The organism is Amycolatopsis sp. NPDC058340 (genome assembly GCF_042723975.1).
Classification (GTDB): Bacteria; Actinomycetota; Actinomycetes; order Mycobacteriales; family Pseudonocardiaceae; genus Amycolatopsis.
The window spans coordinates 79,701-101,044 of sequence record NZ_JBHXIB010000030.1 but is presented as its reverse complement, the minus strand read 5'-3'; the positions used below and the strand labels follow the sequence as shown (position 1 = coordinate 101,044).

21 protein-coding genes are annotated in these 21,344 nt (G+C 68.9%); 13 read left to right on the top strand and 8 right to left on the bottom strand.

Annotation, left to right across the window (positions count from 1 at the left end):
- Positions 1–332: 332 nt before the first annotated feature.
- Positions 333–866, top strand: a complete 534-nt coding sequence (locus ACFWIW_RS27945) for a hypothetical protein (RefSeq protein ID WP_378371214.1) — start codon at positions 333–335, stop codon at positions 864–866.
- Positions 867–924: 58 nt separating this feature from the next.
- Here the strand turns inward: ACFWIW_RS27945 and ACFWIW_RS27940 are convergent, their stop codons facing one another.
- Positions 925–2,379 (bottom strand): trypsin-like serine protease, encoded by a 1,455-nt coding sequence (locus ACFWIW_RS27940; RefSeq protein ID WP_378371213.1) that lies wholly within the window; start codon positions 2,377–2,379, stop codon positions 925–927.
- A gap of 123 nt (positions 2,380–2,502) precedes the next feature.
- The gene (locus ACFWIW_RS27935; protein WP_378371212.1) at positions 2,503–2,904 is read right to left on the bottom strand and encodes a hypothetical protein; all 402 of its coding nucleotides are present in this window, start codon (positions 2,902–2,904) and stop codon (positions 2,503–2,505) included.
- A 599-nt stretch (positions 2,905–3,503) separates the two neighbouring features.
- On the opposite strand from ACFWIW_RS27935, the gene ACFWIW_RS27930 reads away from it, so the two are divergent.
- Complete coding sequence (locus ACFWIW_RS27930) at positions 3,504–4,187, top strand: class I SAM-dependent methyltransferase (RefSeq protein ID WP_378371211.1); 684 nt, start codon at positions 3,504–3,506, stop codon at positions 4,185–4,187.
- On the opposite strand, the gene ACFWIW_RS27925 is transcribed toward ACFWIW_RS27930, so the two are convergent.
- A complete protein-coding gene (locus ACFWIW_RS27925) occupies positions 4,184–4,645 on the bottom strand; it encodes a nuclear transport factor 2 family protein (protein ID WP_378371210.1) in 462 nt (153 codons plus the stop codon). The two genes, ACFWIW_RS27930 and ACFWIW_RS27925, sit on opposite strands and share 4 nt — an antisense overlap.
- An 89-nt stretch (positions 4,646–4,734) precedes the next feature.
- On the opposite strand from ACFWIW_RS27925, the gene ACFWIW_RS27920 reads away from it, so the two are divergent.
- Positions 4,735–5,298 carry a TetR/AcrR family transcriptional regulator gene (locus tag ACFWIW_RS27920; RefSeq protein WP_378371209.1) on the top strand — a complete coding sequence of 188 codons (564 nt, stop codon included), beginning with the start codon at positions 4,735–4,737 and terminating at the stop codon, positions 5,296–5,298.
- A gap of 150 nt (positions 5,299–5,448) precedes the next feature.
- On the opposite strand, the gene ACFWIW_RS27915 is transcribed toward ACFWIW_RS27920, so the two are convergent.
- The gene (locus ACFWIW_RS27915; protein WP_378371208.1) at positions 5,449–6,447 is read right to left on the bottom strand and encodes a hypothetical protein; all 999 of its coding nucleotides are present in this window, start codon (positions 6,445–6,447) and stop codon (positions 5,449–5,451) included.
- 193 nt (positions 6,448–6,640) lie between these two features.
- Between ACFWIW_RS27915 and ACFWIW_RS27910 the strand changes: the two genes are divergently transcribed.
- The 6 genes from ACFWIW_RS27910 to ACFWIW_RS27885 are packed head-to-tail and all read left to right on the top strand — an operon-like array spanning position 6,641 to position 13,941.
- Positions 6,641–7,642: a LacI family DNA-binding transcriptional regulator gene (locus ACFWIW_RS27910; protein WP_378371207.1), complete on the top strand. Its 1,002-nt coding sequence runs from the start codon at positions 6,641–6,643 to the stop codon at positions 7,640–7,642.
- A gap of 8 nt (positions 7,643–7,650) precedes the next feature.
- On the top strand, positions 7,651–9,273 hold the full coding sequence (locus ACFWIW_RS27905; RefSeq protein WP_378371206.1) for an FAD-dependent oxidoreductase: 1,623 nt from the start codon (positions 7,651–7,653) through the stop codon (positions 9,271–9,273).
- Between the two features lie 24 nt (positions 9,274–9,297).
- Positions 9,298–11,445 carry a hydantoinase/oxoprolinase family protein gene (locus ACFWIW_RS27900; RefSeq protein ID WP_378371205.1) on the top strand — a complete coding sequence of 716 codons (2,148 nt, stop codon included), beginning with the start codon at positions 9,298–9,300 and terminating at the stop codon, positions 11,443–11,445.
- Complete coding sequence (locus ACFWIW_RS27895; protein ID WP_378371204.1) at positions 11,442–11,954, top strand: hypothetical protein; 513 nt, start codon at positions 11,442–11,444, stop codon at positions 11,952–11,954. Before ACFWIW_RS27900 ends, ACFWIW_RS27895 begins: the two co-directional genes overlap by 4 nt.
- Before the next feature lie 2 nt (positions 11,955–11,956).
- A complete protein-coding gene (locus ACFWIW_RS27890; RefSeq protein WP_378371203.1) occupies positions 11,957–13,228 on the top strand; it encodes a transporter in 1,272 nt (423 codons plus the stop codon).
- Complete coding sequence (locus ACFWIW_RS27885) at positions 13,225–13,941, top strand: alpha/beta fold hydrolase (RefSeq protein ID WP_378371202.1); 717 nt, start codon at positions 13,225–13,227, stop codon at positions 13,939–13,941. The genes ACFWIW_RS27890 and ACFWIW_RS27885 overlap by 4 nt, the downstream gene beginning before the upstream one ends.
- On the opposite strand, the gene ACFWIW_RS27880 is transcribed toward ACFWIW_RS27885, so the two are convergent.
- Positions 13,916–14,173 (bottom strand): hypothetical protein, encoded by a 258-nt coding sequence (locus ACFWIW_RS27880; protein WP_378371201.1) that lies wholly within the window; start codon positions 14,171–14,173, stop codon positions 13,916–13,918. The genes ACFWIW_RS27885 and ACFWIW_RS27880 overlap by 26 nt on opposite strands.
- Positions 14,163–14,897, bottom strand: a complete 735-nt coding sequence (aztA, locus tag ACFWIW_RS27875) for a zinc ABC transporter ATP-binding protein AztA (protein WP_378371200.1) — start codon at positions 14,895–14,897, stop codon at positions 14,163–14,165. The genes ACFWIW_RS27880 and aztA overlap by 11 nt, the downstream gene beginning before the upstream one ends.
- A 48-nt stretch (positions 14,898–14,945) precedes the next feature.
- Here aztA and aztB point away from each other — a divergent pair, with 48 nt between their 5' ends.
- From aztB to aztD, 4 genes are read left to right on the top strand one after another with little or no spacing between them, the layout of a single operon-like run.
- The gene (gene aztB, locus ACFWIW_RS27870) at positions 14,946–15,797 is read left to right on the top strand and encodes a zinc ABC transporter permease AztB (RefSeq protein ID WP_378371199.1); all 852 of its coding nucleotides are present in this window, start codon (positions 14,946–14,948) and stop codon (positions 15,795–15,797) included.
- Positions 15,794–16,984 carry a hypothetical protein gene (locus ACFWIW_RS27865; protein WP_378371198.1) on the top strand — a complete coding sequence of 397 codons (1,191 nt, stop codon included), beginning with the start codon at positions 15,794–15,796 and terminating at the stop codon, positions 16,982–16,984. Before aztB ends, ACFWIW_RS27865 begins: the two co-directional genes overlap by 4 nt.
- A complete protein-coding gene (aztC, locus tag ACFWIW_RS27860) occupies positions 16,981–17,880 on the top strand; it encodes a zinc ABC transporter substrate-binding protein AztC (RefSeq protein ID WP_378371197.1) in 900 nt (299 codons plus the stop codon). Before ACFWIW_RS27865 ends, aztC begins: the two co-directional genes overlap by 4 nt.
- A 27-nt stretch (positions 17,881–17,907) precedes the next feature.
- A complete protein-coding gene (gene aztD / locus ACFWIW_RS27855; protein WP_378371196.1) occupies positions 17,908–19,080 on the top strand; it encodes a zinc metallochaperone AztD in 1,173 nt (390 codons plus the stop codon).
- A 335-nt stretch (positions 19,081–19,415) separates the two neighbouring features.
- Here aztD and ACFWIW_RS27850 read toward each other — a convergent pair whose 3' ends face one another.
- Positions 19,416–20,051 carry a response regulator gene (locus tag ACFWIW_RS27850; RefSeq protein WP_378371195.1) on the bottom strand — a complete coding sequence of 212 codons (636 nt, stop codon included), beginning with the start codon at positions 20,049–20,051 and terminating at the stop codon, positions 19,416–19,418.
- Complete coding sequence (locus tag ACFWIW_RS27845; protein ID WP_378371194.1) at positions 20,048–21,223, bottom strand: sensor histidine kinase; 1,176 nt, start codon at positions 21,221–21,223, stop codon at positions 20,048–20,050. The genes ACFWIW_RS27850 and ACFWIW_RS27845 overlap by 4 nt, the downstream gene beginning before the upstream one ends.
- Positions 21,224–21,344: the final 121 nt, after the last annotated feature.

Sequence of the window (21,344 nt, the reverse complement as noted above, 5' to 3'; positions counted from 1 at the left end):
GGGCCCGCGTCTGTTTTTTATAAGCCCCCGGCGCCGGCCCGCCCCCCCCGCCACCCACAAACCCTCCACCCGCGGGGCGCGGCGGGGCCACCCCCCCCCCCCCCGGGCGTCGCTGTGCGGCCGGTTTGCCCGGGCTACACTCCGACGGGCGACCGGAACACCCATGACGGGGAATCCGCGAGATTGCTCTGCTCGGCCTAATCTCCCCGGTTGCACCGAATCGTGCAGTGGGCCGGGGCGATCTCCGGGAAAACCCCGATGTGATCGACATCCGGGTGTGTCAGCCTCGATGGTGACCATTGTGGACAGTCAGAGAGGAGGGCACACGCGTAGTGGCCCCGGCAAGTGATGAACAAACCGCGCGGTGGATCGCGGAACTGACGGCCCTCACCGAGCTTTACCGGTCCGCGGAGATCGCGGGTTCGGCGGAGCAGGTGTCATACGAGGGGTGGCACACCGGAGCCCGGATCGGGACGAGCACCGGGAACGGGCGGATGCTGGCCTACCGGGATTCGGGGGCCGAGGCGGAATGCGTCTTCCGGGCGGGAGAAAACACGCTGTTCAACATCATGAGCACCGGATACGGGAGTGACACCACAGAGCGCGGGTTCGCGGTGTGGAGCGCGCGGCCGGGCGCGCTGGGTGCGATCGACCCGGGGGTGAGCCGGCTGGAGGTGGCCGACGCGGAAGGCGTCGTCGTCCAGGCCGAGATCGTGGCGCACACCTTCGCCGTGGACGTGGATCTCGGGCCGGCGCCCCGGACGGTCGACGACGTGTTCGCACCCTGGGAGCCGCCGGAGCTGACGGTCCGGGTGTACGGCGAGGACGACGCGTTGCGCTACGAAGGTCCCTTGCTGACCAGGTGACGGCGAAGGCCCCCTTCACCGCAGACGCGCTGAAGGGGGCCTTCATGTACTCGGGAGATCAGCCGTTCGGAGTCGTGATCACTGCGAAGGTGGATCCCTGGCTGGCGATCCGCTCGCTGAGATCGGTGGTGATCGTCTCGATCGGCGCGTAGTTGTTCAGTTCACCGGCCTGGCAGGGACCGGACCGGGACTGCTGGTTGCCGACCAGGATGCCCAGCGCCGCGTGGTCGGCCTGGCTGAACAGCGGTCCACCGCTGTCGCCGGGACGAGCGCACAGGTCGGTGTTGATACCGACGTCCGTGGACAGGACCCGGCCGCAGCGGGTCCCGACGAGGTAGCCGGCGCCGGCTCCGCTGTCGACGGAATCGGGGTAGTTCACCTTGCTCGACGCCGTTCCGGAGGCGCAGACGACATACCCGGCCTTGATGTCGGCGAGTTTGCGGGCACTGGTGATGTACTCGTCGACCGACGTGGCCTGCGCACCGCACGGGGTGTCGCCGTTGCTGTCCATACCGCCGTTGCGGCAGTACTTCAGCACCCGGTTGCGGCCGGTCTGGCCTTCGAGCCACTTCGTCGACGCCGCGTCGTTGACGTACGGCAGGGCCGCGTAGTCGTACGGATACGAGCTCTTCTCGATGCCGTGCTGCTGCAGGACGTCATTGCCGTTGTGCTGGGTCGGCGTGTTGTTGGTCTTCGTCCGCATGCAGTGCCCGGCGGTGAGCACCCAGCCCTTGCCGGGGAAACCGCCACCGGTGGAGCGCAGGTTGAAACCGCTGGTGCAGCCGCCCCAGGTGCCGTCGTCCCGCTTCATGTCCAGCCGGATACCGCCCCGCATCGGACCGTAGTTCGTGCAGTAGAGCGGATGACAGAAACCGAGATCCACGTTCGGCGTGGACAGCGCGTTCGGATTCTTCAGCACCCGGGAGACGACCATGCCGGATTCGTCGGCCACGGCCCGTTGCGCGGTGTTCGTCACGGTGGCCGCGGCCGCCTTCTCCCGCGCCACCCAGTCGCGTTCCCAAAGCACGACACGGTTTTCCGACTCGCTCACCGACGGCAGGTAGACCGCTTCCGGTCCTGCACCGACCTTGGCGGCGACGCGTTCCTTCACCGCCGTGAGCTGCTGCAACGAGTGCTGGACCCGTTGCGTGCGAACGGCGGAACGGTCGGGCATCGCCTTCAGATACGGCTCGGCCGCGGCGGGCTTGGTCATCGCGACGACCAGCTGCCCTTTGTCCTGATCGAGCCACATGCCGCCGTACTCGGCGCCGCGGTCGCGTCGCAGCAGTTCGTCCAGCTTGCCGCCGTCGGTCTGCAATTCCAGGCGGCGCAACGCCTCCTGTTCGCTCACTCGGTAGTTCTCGACGAGATAGCGCACCGACTCCCGCACCGAAGCGGGGTCGAGCGAGGTGTGGAACGACTCCACGGTGTCGGCCGACGCCGATCCGCCCAGTGCCGTGGTCGCTGCCAGCACCGATACGGCCAGAGCCCCCAGTCTTCTAGCTCTCCGCACGAGATCTCCTCACATGTCGGGACTTCGCGATCATTTAACCGGAGGACACCGAACTGGCGTGGGGATTTTCCGACATTGCCGCGCACCGTGCCCGCACTGCGGCGGGCACGGTGCGGATTCCGGCTACAGACTCGGCTCTCGCCGCGGTTTACCTTGTCGGGCCTTGACAATCCAGGCACCGAACAGGGTCAGGAGACCGACGCTGGTCCCCGCCGACACACCGACTTCCGGAGTGCTGATCTCGACGACGCCGACGACGATCGCGCCGCCGATCGTCAGCAGAAGGCACATCCGCAGTGTCGGGGCCCAGCCGGCGAGGACCGCCATCGCCAGGCAGAGCCAGCTGTCGCGGGTCTGCACTTTGCGATGCCGTCCCGGCGTCCGCAGGAGCGGCCGCGCCGCGCGGATCATCTCCGCGGACGTCGCGACTCGCCGAGCCGGCTTTTCGACATGCTCGATGACGACTTTGACCCGTTGGGGCGGTCCGTTGTCTGGTGTCTTCGCGTTATCAGGCTGTATGGTCACGACCGTCCTGTCCTTGTTCTAGCGAGCTTGCGAATGGACATCCGCGTGGCCTCCTGTGACAGCAGGGGGCCACGCGTGCGTTACCGGTTCTTGACCGGTGCGGCTGAGGACATCTTGGCGAAAGCAGACTGTGACCGTTCAGTAGTACTGCGTGTGTCGCGCTGAACGGTATGCACGCGTCGCTCAACGGTCTGGGTGACCGCGAGAACTACTAAAAGTAGCGGGTGCGGCCGAACGGCCCAGCGCTGTCGAAGGCTCGGCAACCTGTTTTCCGGCGTCGGCGCGAAACACCCGGCGATCGGTCTCACCGCAGGTTGAGAGCGGCTTTTCGGTGCCCGTGCGCGACTTTTGGGTGCGGTGCGAAATGCTGATCGAAACTGCCGGGTACGGTCGAACTTCGGTCAAGCTCGACGAGATTCGAGCAGCCATGCTCACGTTGGGTTCACTCGATCAGGCGCTTGGTCGACCGGTTTCGACCCGCTCGGCCCACCAACGGTGAGTGACTGGTCTGATCGGGATCCCGATGCTCGACATCGGTTCCACCGCGGCCGCAGGACGAGGTCGAGCGAAGACCGGCCCGCCGGATCTACGATGCGGACGTGGACGAACGACCGATCACCACGGCGCAGCGCAACTTCCGGCGGGTCGCGGACGAGCTGGAAAGCATGGGGACCCAGGATCGTTTCACCTACATCTTCCGCTCCCGGTTGTGGAGTTCCTCGTCGGCGTCGGGGCCTGGCTCCGAGACCGTCCAGACCCGGGGGCTGAGCGAGCGGCTACCGGCCCTCCTGAATCGCTTCGGGGTTCGGACGCTGCTCGATCTTCCGTGCGGTGATTACGGTTGGCTCAGCGAGGTGGATCTCGATCTCGACCGGTACATCGGCGCGGACATCGTTCCCGATCTGATCGAGCTGAACGCCGAGCGGTTCCGGGACGATCCGGTGCACGAGTTCCAGGTGCTCGATCTGACCGCAGACCCGCTGCCGTCGGCCGATCTCGTGCTGTGCCGGGATTGCTTGGTGCATCTGAGTTTCGCCGATATCGAGCGGGCGTTGCGCAACCTTCGGCGGAGCGGTTCCCGATACCTGCTGACCACGACTTTCACCGAACTGGGCACCAACACCGACATCGTGACCGGCGACTGGCGGCCGCTGAACCTGTGCCGGGAGCCCTTCGGGTTCCCCGAGCCGCTGGCGGTGCTGGTCGAAGGATGTACCGAAGAGGGCGGCGCCTACGCCGACAAATCCTTGGGGCTGTGGGAGATCTCGGCGATCGTGGACTAGCGGAGCGGGAATTCGGCGCCGTGCTCCGCGGGCGGGCGCGGACCGAAGATGCGTCGCTCGGTCTCGGGGATGGCGACGTCGTTGATGCTCGCCTCGCGACGGCTCATCAGGCCGTGCTCGTCGAACTCCCAGAGTTCGTTGCCGTAGCTGCGCCACCATTGTCCGGCCTGGTCGTGCCATTCGTACTGGAACCGGACGGCGATCCGGTTCTCGGTGTACGTCCACAGATTCTTGCGCAGCGCGTAGTCCAGCTCGCGCTCCCACTTCGCGGTCAGGAACGTGACGATCTCCTCCCGGCCGCGCACGAAGGTGTCGCGGTTCCGCCAGACGGAGTCGGGCGTGTACGCCGACGACACCTTCCGGGGATCGCGGGTGTTCCAGGCGTCCTCTGCCGTTTGGACCTTCCGCAGCGCCGTCTCCCGGGTGAACGGCGGGTAGGGCGGGCGATCTTCCGTCATCGTCGAACCTCCTCCTGTTGAGAACGTGCGTTCTCCACGTCTGGCGCCTACGATAGGGAACGATCGTTCTCAACGTCAAGGGAGTACCGATGCCGGCCGCCGTCACCGACGAGCAGAACCGCGTGGACCGCGAGGCTCTGCTCGATGCCGCCGAGAAACTCTTCTACGAGAACGGCATCCAAGCGGTCGGGATGGATCAGGTCCGTGCGGCGTCCGGCCTCTCGCTCAAGCGGATCTACCGGTTCTTCGAAGCCAAGGAAGACCTCGTGGTGGCGATGCTCAAACGCCGTGATCAGCGTTGGCGGGGCAGCCTGGCCGCCCATGTGGAACAGGTCCAGGAGCCCCGGGAGCGCGTGCTCTCGATCTTCGATTGGCTCGCCGATTGGTTCGCCGAACCCGGCTTCCGCGGCTGCGCCTGGATCAACGCGCACGGCGAATTCGGTTCGTCGTCCCCGGCGGTGCTGGCCGAGGTGAGGACGCACAAGCAGGCGTTCCACGAGCAGATCGAGAACTGGGTGCGGGCCATCGGACGGCCCGTGACGGAACCGGTCTACCTGCTCGCCGAAGGGGCCATCGTGACAGCGGGTATCAGCGGCGACCCGGCGCCCGCCCGTCAGGCGCGCGAGGCCGTCAAGGCGCTGCTCGGCCTGTGATCAGGGTATCTGTCCGCTGTGGGCGGCCCGCACCAGACGGTCGGACGCCCTGGCTGAAGGTTGCGAAAGTGGCTTTCGCAACCTGCCACCTTCGACTCGCCTCACCGAATCAGCTCAGCCCGCACCACCGCCTAACGAAAGGAGCGCGCTTCACACCGCGCGTGCGATCGCGATCGACCCGTCCAGCCGTGCACCGGCTTCGTAGAACATGTACTCCTTGCCGTTCATCGTCCCGAACGAAGGAGCCGCGCAGCGCCCGTTGTCCGGTGCGCCCGGCAGCGGCGCGTGGAAGACGCCGAGGTGCCTGCGCTTACTGAAGTCGTTCCCGACCTCGGTGATGAGCATGTTGCCGCCGGCTTCGATGTTCTCGTGGTAGATGACGTACGTCGAGGTGCCGCGGTTGGCGATGGTCGGGGCGCCGATGTTGCTCGCGCCGACCTCTTCCGGACGGATCAGCGGCGTCTGCGAGAACGTCCAGTTCCGTCCGTCGGCGGACCAGCCCCAGCCGATCGAACGATGATTGCTCTTGTCGTTGATCATGAAGACCATCACGTACTTGGCGCCACGCGACGGCAGGTCGTGCCGGAACACCCGCGCGTAAGAGGTCTCCGTGGTGCCTGCGGGCAGCATCGAGGTCGAGAGCACCACCTTGTCGTAGGTGAAGTGGATGCCGTCCTTGGACCGCGCGAGACGGGTCGTCGTGTTCTCGCCGTGGAAGTACAGCCACAGCTCCCGCGCGTCTTCGTTCCACAGCACGTGCGACGACGAGACGTGGGAGACGCTGTAGTGCGGATTCCAGGTCCTCTTGACGATCGGGTTGCCCGGATACTCGATGAAGGGACCTTCGAGGCTGTCGGCGTAGGAAAGGCAGATCCCGCCCGGCGCGTCGTGCGGCGCGTAGTAAAGGTAGTAGCGGCCCAGCGGGTTCGCGATCCGGCCGGCGACACCGCGGATGCACGGGAAGATCAGTTCGCCGGTCGGGTTGTACTTCAGCTTGCTCTTGTCGAACGCGGTGCGCAGGAACCGGTACTCCGGGAATCCGGCAGGCGCCGCGGCCGCGGACCCGGCACCCAGGACGGGCATCGCGGCCAGGCCGAGACCTACTCCGGCGGCTCCGCGCAGAGCCGCGCGTCGGGACAGCTCGGTCATGCGGACACTCCCTTTCGTCGGCGTTGACGTGCTCGTCCAACCATTCGGACCGCCGCCGCGGACCGTCAAGGAGCTAATACGTATTAGTCCTTCTCAGCCGTGGTATCGGACAGGATGAGCCGGTTTCCTTGATTTCGGCGCATCCCGGACAGATGCTCGGCTAAACCGCATTAGCACCCTTCAAGGAGACGGAATGGCATCAGGTCGGCGGCCGCCCCGGCAGGCGGACATCGCCCGCATCGCCGGGGTTTCGCAGGCGACCGTTTCCGTGGTGCTCGGCGGGAACCGGTCGGTGCGGATGGCCGAATCGACCCGGCGGCGAGTGATGGAGGTGGCGCAGGATCTCGGCTACGTGCCGCATCCGGTCGCGACCCGGCTCGCGCGGTCGCGGTCGAATCTGCTCGGGCTCTACACCTTCCGCAGCGCCTTCCCGACCGACGAGGCGGACACCTACCACCCGATTCTGTCCGGTGTGGAGGAAGAGGCGGCCAAACTCGGCCAGGACCTCATCCTGTTCACCGGCACCAGCGGACCCGGTGCCCGGCAGGAGGCCGCGATCCGCCGGACCCGGCTGGCCGACGGCTGCTTGTTCTTCGGCAGGCATGTGCCGGAAGGGCCGGTGGCGCGGCTCGTCGACGACGGCTTCCCGTTTGTCTACATCGGACGGCGGCCGGAGCTCGGTGGCCGGATCCCGTACGTCGGCGCGGATTACGTGACGGCGTCCGCGTTGGTGCTGCGGCGCCTGCTCGATCTCGGCCACCGCGAAATCCGCTACGTGCGCGAGGCCGACGAGGCGCCGTCCTCGGAGGATCGGCAACGCGGAGTGGTACAGGCGGCCCCGCAGACCGGCGTCGTCCGGTTGCAGGGCACGAATCTGACCGCCACGACCGTACGTGGCTGGGTCGACGGCGGGGTGACCGCCGTCGTGGTGGAGGGCACCGACACGGGGACGGCGTATCGGGCAGTCCGGCAGGCCGTCGACACCGCCGGACTGTCCACTCCGGACGATCTTTCGCTGGCCGTGCTCGGCGGCCCGCCCGGGGTGAGCGGTTTCGAGGTCCCCATGCGAGAGATGGGCAGACGCGCCGTGCGCCTGCTGGTCGACCTCGTGACCGAACGGACGACCGCGCCGCAGCAGTTGCTGCGGTGCCCACAGGTGGACGGCGCCCAAGTCGGCCCACCGCGATCCCGATAGGACGGAACATGGCTGAACTCGGCACCGAGATCCTCGTCGCGGGCGGTGGGGTGGGTGGCGTCGCCGCCGCGCTCGCCGCCGCGTCGGCGGGGCATCACGTCGTGCTGACCGAGGAGACCGACTGGCTCGGCGGTCAGTTCACCGCGCAGGCGGTTCCCCCGGACGAGAACCCGTGGATCGAGCGTTTCGGCGGGACGGCCACCTATCGCGCCTTCCGCGAGGGCGTGCGTGACTACTACCGGCGGTATTACCCGCTGCGCGCCGAGGCGGCCGCGTTGACCGACCTGAACCCCGGCGCCGGCCGCGTGAGCAAACTGTGTCACGAGCCGCGTGTCGCGCTCGCCGTGCTGGAGTCGATGCTGGCGCCGCACCGGGCCGCCGGACGGCTCACCGTGCTGCCGCGTCACCGGCCGTTCGCGGCGGAGGTGAGCGGCGATCGCGTCGACGCCGTCACGTTCGAAGGGCCCGGTGGGGAGCGCACCACAGTGCGGGCGGAGTACGTGCTCGACGCGACCGAGAACGGGGATCTGCTGCCGTTGACGGGCACCGAGTTCGCGATCGGCGCCGAAGCGCAGTCCGATCACGGCGAACCGCACGCCCCGGAACAGGCTGACCCCGGCAATCTCCAGGGGATCACCTACTGTTTCGCGCTCTCGCATCACGCGGGCGAGGACCACACGATCGACCGGCCGGAGATGTACGGTTTCTGGCGCGAGTACCAGCCGGATTTCTGGCCGGGACCGCTGCTCGGTTTCCTCGCCCCGGATCCGCGCTCGCTGGCCCCGGTCGGCCGCACCTTCGACCCGAACCCGGACACCGATCCGCTGGCGGTGAGCGCGGACCAGAGCGCCGACGCCGGCGACAAGGAGCTGTGGGGTTTCCGCCGGATCCTCGCCCGCAAGCTGCACCGGCCGGGTGCCTTCGGCTCGGACATCACGCTGGTGAACTGGCCGCTCAACGACTACTGGCTCCGGCCCGCGGTGGAGATCGACGGGGTGAGCACCGCCGAGGACGTCGCGCTGGCCCATCACGAGGCCAAACAGCTCTCGTTGTCGGTGCTGTACTGGTTGCAGACGGAGGCGCCGAGGCTCGACGGCGGCACCGGCTTCCCCGGACTGAAACTGCGTCGCGACGTCGTCGACACCGACGACGGGCTGGCCAAATCCGCCTATGTGCGCGAAGCACGCCGGATCCGGGCCGTCACGACGATCGTCGAGCAGGACGTTGCGCTCGACGTACTCGGGCCGACCGGCCGCAAACGCCGCGAAGACTCCGTCGGCGTCGGCAGCTACCGGATCGATCTGCATCCGTCGACGGCGGGCGACACCTACATCGACGTCCCGAGTGTGCCGTTCGAGCTGCCGCTCGGCGCGTTGCTACCCCAGCGGATGCGAAACCTGTTGCCCGCGGGGAAGAACATCGGCACGACCCACATCACCAACGGCTGTCACCGGCTGCACCCCGTGGAGTGGAACGTCGGCGAAGTCGCCGGTCACCTCGCCGGATTCGCGGTGCGCGGCGGTGGTGAGCCGCACGCCGTCCGCGAGGACCCGGCACGGTTCGAGGAGTTCGCCCGAGTACTGGACCGGGCAGGCGTCGAACGGCGCTGGCCCGAAGTCCGCGGCTACTGACCCCATTCCCCCAGGAGGTGGACAGTGAGGTCCAAGACATCCGAACCCACTCCGGTACGCGTCGGCATCGATGTCGGTGGCACGTTCACCGACGCCGTCGCCGTCGACGCGCGCACGTTCGCGCTGCTCGGCCAGGTCAAGGTCCCCACCAGCCACGACCACGAAGACGGTGTCGCACACGGGATCCTCGAGGCGCTGGAGAAACTCCGTGCCGAGGTCGGCATCGGCGCCGAGGACGTGTCGTTCCTCGCGCACGGCACCACCCAGGCGACCAACGCGTTGCTGGAAGGCGACGTGGCGACGGTCGGGATCGCCGGGGTGGGCACCGGTTTCGACGCTTTCGCCACCCGGCGGCTCGGGGCGTTCGCGAAAATGGAGCTGGCACCCGGCCGGAAACTCCCGGTGCGATTCGCGCCGGTGCGTGAGCTCTCCGATGCGGGCGAGGCCGTCGATGATCTGGTCCGCCAAGGGGCGGAAGTGATCGTCGCCGTCGAACCGTTCAGTGTGGACGATCCGGAGGGGGAGCGGGCGGTGGCGGCCGCCGCCCGGGAGCGGGACGTGCTCGCCACGGCCACGCACGAGATCACCGGTCTGTACGGGCTCACGAAGCGGGCGCGCACCGCGGTGCTGAACGCGGGGATCATGCCGCGCATGGTGTCGACCGCCGACCTGGTCGAGGCGAGCGTGCGCCGGGCGGGGGTGACCGCGCCGTTGATGGTGGTGCGTGGTGACGGCGGCGTCATGTCGTTGCCGGAAATGCGGCGGCGGCCGCTGCTGACGGCGTTGTCCGGGCCCGCCGCGGGAGTCGCGGGCGCGTTGATGGGGGAGAAGCTCAGCGAAGGGCTGTTCCTCGAGACCGGCGGCACGTCCACCGACATCAGCGTGGTCCGCCGTGGCCGGGTGCTGGTGCGACACGCGCACCTCGGCGGGCATGAGACCTATCTGCCCGCGCTCGACGTCCGCACGATCGGCGTCGGCGGCGGCTCGTTGATCCGATTCTCCGGACGTACGGTGACCGACGTCGGGCCACGCAGCGCCCATATCGCGGGCCTGCCTTACGCGTGTTTCGCACCCGCGTCGGCGCTGGAAGGGGCGAAACTGGTCACCGTTTCCCCTCGGCCGGACGACCCGAGTGACTACGTCGCGCTCGAAGCGGCCGACGGCAAGCGGTACGCGCTCACTCTGACGTGTGCCGCGAACGCGCTCGGCATCGTGCCCGGTGATTCGTACGCGCGTTCCGAGGCGGAGTCCGCGCGGCTGGCGCTGGCACCACTCGCGGAGGCGATGGGGACTTCGGTGGAGGAGGCCGCGCGGGCGGTGTCGCGCCAGGCGATGAAGCCGGTGCGCGCGGTCGTCGACGAGCTGATCCGGGAATACCGGCTGGATCGGCCCACCCTGGTCGGAGGTGGCGGCGGGGCGGCCGCGGTCACCCCGTTCCTCGGTGAGGATTCGGGGCACGACTGGCGGATCGCCGCGCACGCCGAGGTCATCAGCCCGCTCGGCGCCGCGCTGGCCCTGGTCCGGGAGTCGGTCGAGCGGATCGTGCCCAGTCCCTCCAACGCCGATGTCCTCGCCGTGCGGTCCGAAGCCGAGGCCGCCGTCGTCGCGCAGGGCGCCGATCCGGCCGGTGTCGAGGTCGATGTCACGGTCGACCCACAGCGCAACCTGGTGCGCGCGGTCGCCACCGGCGCCACCGAACTGCGCACCAAGGATCGAGCGTCCACAGTGGACGAAGACACGATCGGCGCGGCGGTCGCACGCAGCATCGGTGTCGGACCCGACCGGCTTCGGCGCGTCGCGTCCACGGCGCATCACCGCGTCTTCAGCGCGTCAGCCCGGCGGCAGGGCGTGTTCGGCCGGTTCACGAAGCCGGTGCGGCATGTGCGGGTCGTCGACGGCGAAGGCGTGATCCGGCTGCACGGCGCGGGTGCGGTCGTCGAGACCTCCGATGCGGGTTCCGCCCCGACGCGGCTGGCCACGCTCACCGACCAGCACACCCGCTACGGTGACGGCGGCTCCCGCGCGCCGGCCGTCTGGTTGCTGGTGGGACCCAAGATCGCGGATCTGTCCGGTGTGCTCGACAGAGACCAGCTGCTCGCACTGGCCGGGGCCGAGCTGAAGACCCGCGCGAGTGACGAGCCGGTCGTCATGATCCTCCAGGACCGCCGATGAGCGACCTCGATCTGGCCGTCGAACTCCTGCGGGCGACGCCCACACACGAGAACCGCACCGACGGACAACTGCGTGCCTGGGCGGAGATCGCGCTGGCCTACGGAGACGAGCTGGCCACCGGAACCGACTCCGACGACGTCCAGGTCGTGGAGCGCGAAGGCGGCGTCAGCGACAGTGAATTGCTGCTCGCCGAGCACCAGCGCGGCACGGTCGTCGTGTACACCGAGGCGCTGCGCCGGGTCGAGGAACTGGCGCGAGCACGCGGATGGCCAGTGACCCGCGAAGCGCTGCGCCGGGCCGCGGTGGCACACGAACTGGCGCACCACCGGCTCGACGTGCGTGAGCTGAACCGACGGCTCGGGCATACCGCGTTCCGGTTCGGGCCGCTGCGTCTGCGGGCCCATGTCGCGGGCGCGGAGGAGATCGCCGCGCACCGCTTCGCTCACCTCCGCAGCGGTCTGGGCGTCAGCCCGCTGCTCATCACCACCGCGCTCGCGGGAGGGAACTGACCATGGGAATCGCGATTCTCGTCCTGATGGCGGTGGGCGTCGTGCTGATGCTCACCCGCGTGCTGCCCACGGCGTTCGCGCTGGTGCTGCTCGCGCTCGGCATCGCCGTCCTCGCCGGAGCACCCCTGACGGGTGCGAAGGACAGCATCCTGACCGGTGTGCTCCAGACCGGCTCCGCGACGCTCGCGTCCACGATGATCGCCGTCCTGCTCGGCTCGTGGCTCGGCACCCTCATGGACGAGACCGGCATCGCCGGCACCCTCGTGCGCAAGATCGTCGAGTTCGGCGGGGAGCGGCCGTCGGTCGTCGCGCTCGGCGTGTTCGGCGTGTCGATCCTGTGCGGCAGCATCACCGGATCGGCCCCGGCCGCCATGCTCGCCGGTGTGGTCGGCATCCCGGCGATGATCGCGGTCGGCGTCAGTCCCGTCGCGGCGGGCGGCACCGTGCTGATGGGCATCTCGGCGGGCTCGCCGCTGGAACTGGCCGTGTGGCAGTTCCTGTCCGACGCGCTGGGCGCGCCGGTTTCCGACGTCAAGTCGATCATGATCAAACTGTTCCCGATGGCGCTCGTCGTCGGCATCGCCTACGTCCTGATCCAGACGCGGCGCGGTGCCCGGCACACCTGGGCGGTGAAACTGGACCGGCCGAAGGCGCGTGTCCGTCGCGGTGACGCCCCTTGGTACGCGCTGCTTTCGCCGTTGCTGCCGATCGTCCTCGCGCTTGGATTCGCGGTGCCGATCGTGCCGTCCCTGCTGGCCGGTGTGGTCTACGCGCTGGTGACGACGACGAAATGGGGTGAGCTCAGCGGACGTGGCCTGCGTTCGCTGTACAAGGCGTTCGACGTCGCGGCGCCGCCGATCGCGCTGTTCGTGGCGATCGGGATGCTGCTGGCCGCGGTGAAACTCCCCGGCGCGAAGGGCGCGCTGACGCCGATCGTGGCGTCCATCAGCCCGTCCGGTGCGGTGTGGTTCGTCGTGGTCTTCGCCGCGCTGGTCCCGTTGTGCCTGTTCCGCGGCCCGCTGAACGTGTTCGGCCTCGGAGCCGGTGTCGCGGGCGTGCTGGTCACCGGTGGCATCTACCCGCTTCCCGCCGTCGTCGGGCTGATGGCCTCCTACAACCAGGTGTTCAGCGTCTCCGACCCGACCAGCACGCAGACCGTGTGGGCGTCCCAGTACGCCGGGGTGCGCCCGGAACGGGCGATGGTCTCGACGCTGCCGTACACCTGGCTGGTCGGTCTGGGCGGCATGGTGCTCACCGCGGTGCTGTACCTGTGATCGCGACGTCCGACGGGCTCCAGCTCGACAGCGTCCGGCACGAGGGCGGCCCGGAGACGGTCGTGCTCGTCCACGGCATCACCGCGGATCTCGACGAGAACGGGCTGTTCGGCGCCCTCGCCCCGCGGCTCACAGCGGCGGGTTTCACGGTGCTGCGGTTCTCCTTTCGCGGACACGGCCGCAGCGAGGGACGGCCGAGGGACATGACCATCGCGGGCGAACTGCTGGACCTGCGCGCCGCGGTGGGCTCGGTGGGCGGGCCCGTCTCGGTGGTGGCATCGAGCTTCGGCGCGGTGAGCGCGACCCTGTCGCTGGCGTCGCTCCCCGTGCGGCGGGTCGTGCTCTGGCAGCCGGTGCTCGACTTGCGGCGGACGTTCCTGGAACCGGAGCTGCCGAGGGGGATCGCCCTGTACTCGGACCGGACTTCGTTGGCGGACAAAGGGTCTCTGGATATCGAAGGCCGGTTTCAGCTGGGGGCCGCGCTGTTCGACGAGTTCGCCCACCTGGATCCGCGCGGCGCTTTCCTTTCGTCCTCGATTCCCGCGCTCGTCGTCCACGGTTCGGAGGATGAGCACGTCTCCCATGCCATCGCGCGTGAGACCGCACTCGCGCGGCCGGATACGAGCTGGCACTCGCTCGCCGGTGCGGGGCACGGGTTCGGGGAGTCGGCGGAGGAAGCGCTCGATGTCACCGTGCGGTGGCTTCGCCGATGACAGGAGGCGGTTCACGGCCGTCGAGCCGCTCGGCGACACTCGTCCAGCCGGACTCGTAGATCCCTTCACTGGCGTACCACTTCACGACGCCACCGTGGTGCTCGCCTTGCCGGAGATCGACGCACAGCAGACCGCCGTCGATGGCCCGGCCGATGGGAAGAACCGCGAGCAGTTCGGGCGGGAGTTCGAGGCGATCCACCGGCGCCGGGGGTCGGATCTCCCTAGCGAGCATCGGTGGCCCCTGAGCGAATGCCGATCGGAAGCCCCCAGGCTTCAGCGACGCGCTCCGGGGTCAGCACCGAAGCAGGCGCACCTTCGCCGACGAGACGGCCGTCCTGCAGCAGCAGGCAATGATCGGCCCGGCCGGCCACTTCGAGGTCGTGTGTGACCCGCAGGACCGTCGTGCCCTCGGCGAGTGCGGCGCGTAGTGCTTCGTCGATCAAGCGGCGGGCGTGCAGGTCGAGTCCGGCCGACGGCTCGTCGAGCAGCAGCAACCCGGCTCGCTGGGCGAGCCCCTGCGCGACCAGCGCGCGTTGCCGCTGTCCGCCGGACAGTGTGCCGATCAACCGGTCCGCGATCGATGTGATCTCCAGCAGCTCAAGGCATTCCCCGACGATGTTCCGGTCCGACTTGGACAGTCGCCGCCAGTGGCCCCGGTGTGCCCAGCGGCCCATCGTGACGGTGGCGCGCACGGTGATCGGCAGCGACCGCGACACCTCGCTCTGCTGGGTCACGTAGGCGACACGGCCCGGATCCCGGCGGGTCACCGAACCGGTGGTCGGCGGGAGCACGCCCGCGACGAGGTTGAGCAGCGACGACTTGCCCGCGCCGTTCGCACCGGCGACCGCGGTGAGCCGCGCCGACGGGACCTGAGCGGTGATCCCGCGCAGCACCTCGCGGGAGCCGTAATGGGCGTGCGCACGGTCGATCGTGAGCGCCGTTGTGTCCGGGGTCATCCCACCCTCTTCCAGATAATGACAATCATTACCACTATAGTGTGACGCGTGGACTGGTTGCTGATCCCCTTCGAGGTGTCGTTCGTGCAGCGTGCGTTGCTGGCGGGCGTGCTCGTTTCGGCGGTGTGCGCGGTCGTGGGCACCTGGGTGGTGTTGCGCGGTATGGCGTTCATCGGCGACGCGATGTCGCACGGCATGCTGCCCGGCGTGGCGATCGCCTCGCTGACCGGCGTGAACCTGCTGATCGGCGCGGCGATCAGTGCCGGTGTGATGGCGCTCGGGGTGACGGCGCTCGGGCGTTCGCGACGGCTTTCCGAGGACACCACGATCGGGCTGCTGTTCGTCGGCATGCTCGCGAGCGGCGTGATCATCGTGTCCCACTCGCGGTCGTTCGCCGTCGATCTCACCGGATTCCTGTTCGGTGACGTACTCGCCGTCGGGTCCGGCGATCTGGTGGGCCTCGCGATCACCCTGCTCGTCGTCGGGGTGGTGGCGCTGGTGGGACATCGCTCGTTCACCGCCCTCACGTTCGACGTCCGCAAAGCGCACACCCTGGGGTTGCGGCCACGTCTCGCGAACGCGGTGCTGCTCGGGCTGGTCACGCTGACGATCGTCGCGTCGTTCCGCGTCGTGGGGACACTGCTGGTGTTCGGCCTGCTCATCGCCCCCGCCGCGGCGGCGCTCTTCTGGTCCCGGCGGATCACCACGATCATGCTCATCGCGGCGTTGCTCGGCATCGCCGCCACGGTCGGCGGCCTGCTCGTGTCCTGGCATTGGGGCACCGCGGCGGGCGCGACCATCGCCGCCGGCGCGGTCCTCCTGTTCTTCCTTTCCGCGGTCCTGTCCTTCGTACGACAGCGATTCCGTTCCCTGACACCGGAGATCGAGTGCTCACGATGAAACTGAAAGCAGTGACGGCGATCGTCGCGGCGCTGACCTTGGCGGCGTGCGGCGGCGAGCAGCCGAAGGAGGTGACCGCGGAAGTCCCGCACGGCTATGTCGAAGGCGCGGAAGAGGCGGCCGAGGCGCAGTCCCGGCTGATCGTCGCCGACCCGGAAACGGGTGCGGTGCGCGTCGTGGACCTCATCACCGAGGAGGTGCACGAAGTCGGTCGCGTCGACGGCGTGCGGGCCGTCACCGGCGACGGCCGCTTCGGTTACCTGACCGCCGGCGACGGCACGATCCGGGTCGTCGACAGCGGGTCCTGGATGGTCGACCACGGTGACCACGTCCACTACTACCGGGCGAAGGTCCGTGATGTCGGGGTGGCGCCGGGTAAACAGCTTTTGGCGGCCTACAGCGATCCCGCCGTCTCCACACTGTCCTATTCGGACGGATCGGCGACGCTGCTCGACCGTGCCGCACTGGACAAGGGGACCGTCACAGAACTGGGGAAGATCACGCGAGAGCCGCATGCCGGTGTCGCCATCCCTTACCGCGAGCACATCATCGCCACGGTGGCGGACGCCGGAAAGCCGTTCGCCCGCGGTGTGCGGGTCCACGACCGCCAGGGCAAGGCCGTCGCCGAGATCGACCAGCCGTGCCCGGAACTGCGCGGCCAGGCGGTGACCCGCCGCGGTGTCGTCTTCGGATGCGCGGACGGCGCCCTGCTGGTGACCGAAAAGGAGGGTGCGTTCGCCGGGGTGAAAATCCCGTATCCGCGCAGTGTCACCGCACAGGAACGCGCCACCGCCTTCTTCCACCGGCCGGGTGGCGCGACGCTGGCCGCCAGGGCGGGTGACTCCGCCGTGTGGTCGCTCGACGTCGGGCGTCGCAGCTGGCAGTACGTCGAGACCGGGCAGGTCGCCGCGGTGAACGCCGTCGGTGAGGGTGGCCCGCTGCTGGCCCTCACCCGGGACGGGAAGCTGCGCTCGTTCGACGCCGCCGGAAAGGAACAGACGGCGGTCCCGCTCCTGACCCCGGAAGGCACCGCCGCCGCCTCGATCCAGGTCGATTCGACCCGCGCCTACCTCAACAACCCGCTGTCCGCGGAGGTGTACGAGATCGACTACAACGACAACCTCCGGCGTGCCAGGACGCTGAAGGTCGGCGGCAAGGCGGGCCATATCGTGGAGACCGGCCGATGAGGCGCCGGGTACTCGCCCTGTTCGTGGTGGCGCTGCTGGCGGCGGCGGGGTGCTCCGGAAGCGGCGCGGGCGGCAAGTCGGTCGTCGTCACGACGAACATCCTCGGCGACATCACCCGCGCCGTCGTCGGCGATCAGGCCGAAGTGACGGTGTTGATGAAGCCGAACGCCGACCCGCATTCCTTCGGTATGTCCGCGCAGCAGGCCGCGCAGGTCGAGCGCGCCGGCCTGATCGTCTACAACGGACTCGGGCTCGAAGAAGGCATGCTGCGCACCGTCCGCACAGCCGAGGAAAACGGCGTACCGGCCCTCCCCGCGGGGGAGCGGGTGAATCCGATCAGTTACGCCGACAACAAGCCGGACCCGCATTTCTGGACGGATCCGGCGCGGGTGCGCGACGCGGTGAAGACGATCGCGGACGAGGTCGTCGCCCATGTCGGCGGCGTCGACGAAGCGGTCATCCGCGCGAACGCCGAACGCTATCGCGGGGAGATCGAAGCGCTCGACCGCACGATGACCGAGAAGTTCGGCGGGATTCCCCGTGAGCGCCGGAAACTGGTGACGAATCACCACGTGTTCGGCTACCTGGCGCAGCGGTTCGGGTTCGAGGTCGTCGGCGCGGTGATCCCCGGCGGAACGACGCTCGCGTCGCCCAGTTCCTCGGATCTGAAAGCACTCGCCGACACCGTCCGCGCGGCGGGAGTGCCGGTGATCTTCGCGGATTCCTCACAGCCGGACCGGCTCGCGCGGGTACTGGCCGAGCAGGCGGGGCTGCACGTCGAGGTGGCCCCGCTGTTCTCCGAGTCGCTCAGCGAACCAGGCCAGGGCGCGGCCACCTACCTGGAGATGATGCGCGCCAACACCGAATCGATCACCACCGGTTTGACCCGTTCCTGATCGGAACAGACGAAAGGCACAGTGAAAATGGCACGCAAGACCCGATATCTCGCGCTGATGGCGACGACGGCGAGCACACTCGCGCTCGCCGCCTGCGGGACCGAACAGCCGGCGGCGGACCCCGGAAAGGGTGCCACACCGGCGCCGGTCGTCGCCGATCCGGTGGCCGTCACCTACGACGGCGGAATCGCCCTGCTCGACGGGAAGACCCTGCAGGTGGCGAAGACCCTTCCGCTGGACGGCTTCAACCGCCTCAACCCGGCGGGGAACGACCGGCACCTCATGGTCTCGACCGCCACCGGGTTCCGGGTACTCGACGCCGCCGGCGCCGTGCTGACGGACAACGAGGTGAAGGCCGCCAAGCCGGGGCACGTCGTCCGCCACGCCGGGAAGACGGTGCTGTTCGCCGACGGGACCGGCGAAGTGACCGTCTTCGACCCGAAGACGATCGGCACCGCGGCCCTTCCCGCGCCGAAGCACAAGACGCCGGAAGCGCACCATGGCGTGGCCGTCGAACTCGAGAACGGCGAACTGGTGACCACCGTCGGGAACGAGGACAAACGGTCCGGCATCGTGGTGCTGGACAAGGACAAGAAGGAGATCGCGCGCAACGAGCAATGCCCCGGTGTGCACGGTGAAGCCGCCGCGCGCGGGGAGGCGATCGTGGTCGGTTGCGAGACCGGTGTGCTGATCTACCGGAACGGTGTCATCACCAAGGTGACCAGCCCGGATGCCTACGGACGCATCGGCAACCAGGCGGGTTCGGATGTCTCGCCGATCACCCTCGGCGACTACAAGGTCGATGAGGCGGCCGAGCTCGAACGCCCGACCCGGATTTCCCTGATCGACACCGAGAAGGCCACGCTCAAGCACGTCGACATCGGGACCAGCTACACCTTCCGTTCGCTGGCCCGCGGCCCTCAAGGCGAGGCGCTGGTACTGGGCACCGACGGCCACATCCACGTGATCGACCCGGTGACCGGTGCGGTGACGACGAAGATCGCCGTCCTCGGGTCCTGGCAGGAGCCGATCGAGTGGCAGCAGCCGCGTCCGGCGATCTTCGTCCGGGGCGGGACCGCCTACGTCACCGATCCCGGTAAGAAGGAGATCCACTCGGTCGACCTCGCCACCGGCACGAAGACCGCGACCGGCACGATCCCGGGAACGCCGAACGAGGTCAGCGGCGTGCTCGCAGGCTGATCGACTCGTGAGTGTTCGGGACGGTTCCATTGAGGGCGAGGCAAACGTGGCGCTTCGCAACGACATGGGATGGCGCGGTTCCGGGCCGACTGTCGACCTGGCTGCCGCAAATGTCCACAAGGGACACTTCGTGTCGATCGAACGCCCGAGTTATGACTTGATGTCCGACTCTGCGCGGGGTCGTGAGTGGCAAAGAGGGTTAGAACGACCATTGCCACTCACGACCCCCGAACAAAGCGCCCAACCGGAGGCATAGATGACCGGATCCTGTTCGGCGTGCACCACGACACGGTTGACGTACCTCTCAATAGCCGTCCTGAACACTCACGAGGCAGTCAGCGGCGGATGAGGCCAAGATCGGTCGCGGTGGCGACGGCGGCCGTGCGCGAGTCGACGCCGAGTTTGGTGTAGCTGCGGGCGAGGTGGGATTTCACGGTGCCTTCGGTCAGGTGGAGCCGTTCCGCGATGGCCCGGTTGGACAGGCCGTCGGCGACCAGGGCCAGGACTTCCAGCTCGCGCATGGTCAGCGCGGTGGCGGGCATCCGCATCCGGTGCATCAACCGGTCGGCGACGGTCGGGGCGAGTGTGGTGCGCCCGGCGGCGGCCGTGCGCACGGCCGCCGCCAGTTCCTCGGGCGGGGCGTCCTTGAGGAGATAGCCGGTGGCACCCGCTTCGATGGCGGGCAGCGTGTCGGCGTCGGTGTCGTAGGTGGTGACGATCAGCACGCGCGGAGCGTCCGGCCGCGCCGTGATCACCGCGGTGGCTTCGGCGCCGGTCATGCCGGGGCCGAAGCGCAGATCCATCAGCACGACGTCGATGTCGCCTTCCGCGGCGCGGGCAACCGCTTCCTCCGCGGTCGCGGCTTCGGCCGAGACGACGAGACCGGGTTCGGTTTCCAGCAAGGCACGGAGGCCCGCCCGGACGATCGGGTGATCGTCGGCCAGCAGGAGCCGGATCGGGGGTTCGGTCACGGACGTTCCTTGGGTTCGACGGGCAGCCGCACGGACAACTCCGTGCCGTGGCCGGGGGAGGACTCGACGGCGAGGGTTCCGTCCAAGGCTTCGGCTCGGGTGCGCATCGCGGTCAGACCGAAACCGCTGTGTTCCGGGTCGAAGCCGACACCGTTGTCGACGACGTCGAGCGTGACGTGCTCGTCGAGGTAGCACAAGGTGACGTCGGCGGTGGACGCGCCGGCGTGGCGGACGGTGTTCGCGAGGGCGGCCTGGCCGATGCGCAGCAACGCGACCTCGTGCGCGGTCGGCAGGGGAGCGGGAGTACCGGTGAGCCGGAAACGGGCGGTGATCCGGTGCCGGGCACTGGTGGTGGCGCACAACCGTTCCAGTGCGTCGACGAGTGTGGTGCCGTCGAGCGCGGGTGGCGACAGCGCGACGACGAATCGGCGGGCCTCGGCGAGGTTGTCGGCAGCCGCTTGCCGAGCCTGTTCGACGTAGCGAGCGGCGTTCCCGGCGGTGTCGGGCAGGGTTCTTTCCGCGGCACGCAACAGCAGCTGGATACTCGACAGACCTTGGGCGAGGGTGTCGTGGATCTCGTGGGCCAGCCGTTCCCGCTCGGCGAGCACACCGGCCTCGTGCTGAGCTTCGGCGAGGTCGGCGCGGGTGGCCGTGAGTTCCTCGATCAGGTTCCGGCGTCGTTCGCTTTCGCGGTACAGCGCTTGGTATCCCCAGACGACGGCGACCGCGACGGCGGCACCCAGTGCCGGGCCGATCGCCGCCGCCGGGACGAAGGAACCCTGGTGCGCGGCGAACGCGGTGATCGCCGCCAGCGCGGTCGCGATCACCGCGAGCAGGCCCTGGCGGCGCGGCAACAGATGCAATTGCAGGAAGTACAGCGGGAAGGCGACCCAGACACCGTCGGCGGTGAGCACCAGCAGGACCAGCCATACGAGGCCGACCGCGATCAGCCACCACAGGGCGGCCTGCCGGGACGTCCTGACGCGCGGCAGGAGCGGGCCGACCGCGTACACGGCCGCGCACGTCAGCGCCGCCGCGACGATCGCTCCGGCGTCGGGCGAGCCGTCCGTCACCGCACGGACGGCCGCGAGTGCGAGCAGGGCGACGAGCAGCAGGTGCAGACACCAGGTCAGCACCCGGCTGGTCGGGGTCAAAGCGGGGGCGGTGGTCACAGTGCGTCCAGATTACGGAGCGGGACCGGCGGGCGCCTCTATCCAAAGGTAGAAGCGGCGTGCCGTCTTCCGGCTGGCGAAGTGCCATCTCCGGCCAGATGTCGTCGCGGCCACCGGCGGC